The following is a 2,630-nucleotide window of genomic DNA, read 5'->3' on the forward strand; positions in this document are numbered from 1 at the left end:
CTCGCTCGCCGCCTTCACCGCCGCGTAGTTCGCGCCACCGGCGAGGGGGCGCGCGACCGCCGTCGACGACACGACCGCGAACCGCCCGGCCGTCGAGGCGCGCAGGGCCGCATCGAACGCCCGACTGGTGGCCCGCACGGCCCCGAGTGCCGGGAGGAGCGCGTCGAAGTCCTCGTCGCTCTGTCCCGCGAGACCTCCGCCGCCGCGCCAGCCGCCCACCAGGGGCACCACGGCATCGACGGGTCCGAGCTGCTCCGCGAGCGCGGTCATCTCCGCGAGGGAGGTCGCATCGGCCACCCGGGTCTCGGCTCCCGCGTCGGCGAGAGGGGTGAGGCGTTCGGCCGAGCGGCCGGTCGCGACCACCCGCGCGCCGGCGTCGTGCAGGGCCCGGGTGACGGCGAGTCCCGCGACGCTGGTGGCCCCGGCCAGGAGCACGGTGCGTCCGCGCGGTCCGTGCGGCGTGATGTCGGTCATGCGATCACTCTCCTCCTGCCGAGAAGGCCTCTGCGGCCGGACCCGGATTCGGGTCTCCGGCCGCAGAGGCTGTGCGCCCCAGCGTCACAACGGTGGCGGTGCGGATCAGTCGTCCGTGCCGCGGATGCCGACCGTCGATTCGATGACGGGCTTCATCTTCTTGTCGAGCGTCTCGAAGAACATCGACAGGGGGAACTCGTCGTCCATCACCGCGTCGGTGTAGCCCTTCGGGGCGCCGGCGAGGATCTCGTCCGAGAGTCCGCGTGCCCACTGCGAGGCGGGGTGCGGGGTGAGCGTGCCGCGCACGAGGTCGTAGGCGGCGAGCCAGTGCGCGACCTTCGGACGGTCGATCGAGTGCCAGTACAGGTCGTCGATCGCATCGCCCAGCGCCACGACCGCGTCGGGCACGCTGTCCCAGTCGAACGCCAGGGCCGTGTCTGTCCAGTGCAGCACGCCGCGCTGGTGCAGCCACGCGAACAGCAGCTGGCCGCCCACCGCGTCGTAGTTGCGGACGCGGGTGCCGGTGATCGCGAAGCGGAAGATGCGGTCGAAGATCACGGCGTACTGCACCAGGTGCGCGTACTCGTGCATCTCGCGCTCGGTCTCGGTGAGCTCCTCGCCCGCCGCCACGCGGGCGTCGAGGGCGCGCTCGATCTTGACCGACTCGCGGAACGCGGTCATGTCGCAGCGCATCTCCTCCAGCGAATAGAGGAAGAACGGCATCCGCTGCTTGATCATGAACGGGTCGAACGGCAGGTCGCCGCGCATGTGCGTGCGGTCGTGGATGATGTCCCACATCACGAACGTCTTCTCGGCCATCTCCTGGTCGTCGAGCATCGCGGCGGCGCGCTCCGGCAGCTTCAGGTTCGTGATCCCGGCGGCGGCGCGGACGACCCGGCGGTAGCGGGCGGCCTCGCGGTCCTGGAAGATGGCGCCCCACGTGAACGTCGGGATCTCGCGCATGGCGACCGTCTCGGGGAACAGCACGGCGGAGTTGGTGTCGTAGCCCGGGGTGAAGTCGACGAGTCGCAGCGAGACGAACAGCTTGTTGCCGTAGTCGCCGGCCTCGAGCGCGGCGATGAACTCGGGCCAGATGGTCTCGACGATCAGCGCCTCGACCAGGCGATCGCTGGAGCCGTTCTGGGTGTACATCGGGAAGACCACGAGGTGGCGGATGCCGTCGATGCGGTGCTGCTGCGGCTGGAAAGCCACGAGGGAGTCGAGGAAGTCCGGCACGCCGAAGTCCTCCGACGCCCACCGCTCGAAGTCGGCGACGGACGCGGCGAGGTAGTCGGCATCGTGCGGGAAGGCGGGGGCGAGGGCCTGGATGCTCGCGGTGATCGCGCCGACGAGCGCGCGGGCGTCGTCGTGGTGCGCGGCCTCGGGGATCGAGCCGTCTTTGATCTGCAGCTCGCGCAGCGCGATGGCGGCCGACTTCAGCTGGGTCCAGGCGGCGGACTGCTCCGCGGTCGACGCGTCCTCGACGACCTCGGGTTCGCCGACGATGGCCTGGACAGCGGAACTGTTGGCGGAAACGAGGGACATCGGAACCTCCGATCGCAGTGTTTAACGGAAAGATTCCGGCAAATACGGAATCCTGACGATAATCTTACAGCCATGGATGATTCTGTCGACCGCGCGATCCTGGCCGCGATCTCCCGTGACGGCCGCGCCACGCTGTCCCAGCTGTCCGAGGCCGTCGGCCTCTCGGTCTCCGCCGTGCAGTCCCGCCTGCGCCGCCTGGAGACGCGCGGGGTGATCTCCGGCTACCGAGCGATCCTCGATCCGGAGCAGGTGGGCACTCCTCTGTCGGCGTTCATCGAGATCACCCCGCTCGACCCCGCCCAGCCCGACAACGCGCCGGAGCTGCTCGAGCACCTGGGCGCGATCGAGGCCTGCCACTCCATCGCGGGAGAGGCGAGCTACATGCTGTTCGTCCGCGTTCCGTCCCCCCGCGACCTGGAGCAGCTCGTGCGCGACGTCCGGCTCGCCGCCAACGTGAGCACCCGCACAACGGTGGTGCTGCAGACCTACTACGAGCACCGCCCGATCATCCCGGTCGGCGCCGGGGAGTAGTCCACCGCCGCAGCGCGCACCGTCGGCCGGCATCCGCGTCGCGTCGCCGCGGTCTGCGCCGTCGAACGACCGCGCGCTGA

3 protein-coding genes are annotated in these 2,630 nt (G+C 70.4%); 1 reads left to right on the forward strand and 2 read right to left on the reverse strand.

Annotated elements, in window-relative coordinates:
* Together DW309_RS04660 and DW309_RS04665 are read right to left on the reverse strand one after the other, a co-directional pair.
* Positions 1-474: SDR family NAD(P)-dependent oxidoreductase (locus tag DW309_RS04660; RefSeq protein ID WP_136044702.1), on the reverse strand; the 474-nt coding region annotated here is incomplete at its 3' end.
* 105 nt (positions 475-579) lie between these two features.
* Entirely contained in the window at positions 580-2,019 is a 1,440-nt protein-coding gene (locus DW309_RS04665; RefSeq protein WP_136044703.1) for a DUF6421 family protein, read from the reverse strand.
* A gap of 72 nt (positions 2,020-2,091) precedes the next feature.
* On the opposite strand from DW309_RS04665, the gene DW309_RS04670 reads away from it, so the two are divergent.
* Complete coding sequence (locus DW309_RS04670; RefSeq protein WP_136044704.1) at positions 2,092-2,550, forward strand: Lrp/AsnC family transcriptional regulator; 459 nt, start codon at positions 2,092-2,094, stop codon at positions 2,548-2,550.
* The last annotated feature ends 80 nt before the right edge of the window (positions 2,551-2,630 follow it).

The organism is Microbacterium sp. K41, assembly GCF_004794395.1.
Lineage (GTDB): Bacteria > Actinomycetota > Actinomycetes > Actinomycetales > Microbacteriaceae > Microbacterium > Microbacterium sufflavum.

Coding starts and splice junctions, on each gene's coding strand:
- DW309_RS04670 (WP_136044704.1), top strand. CDS start 2,092: ATGGATGATTCTGTCGACCGCGCGATCCTGGCCGCGATCTCCCGTGAC.
- DW309_RS04665 (WP_136044703.1), bottom strand. CDS start 2,019: ATGTCCCTCGTTTCCGCCAACAGTTCCGCTGTCCAGGCCATCGTCGGC.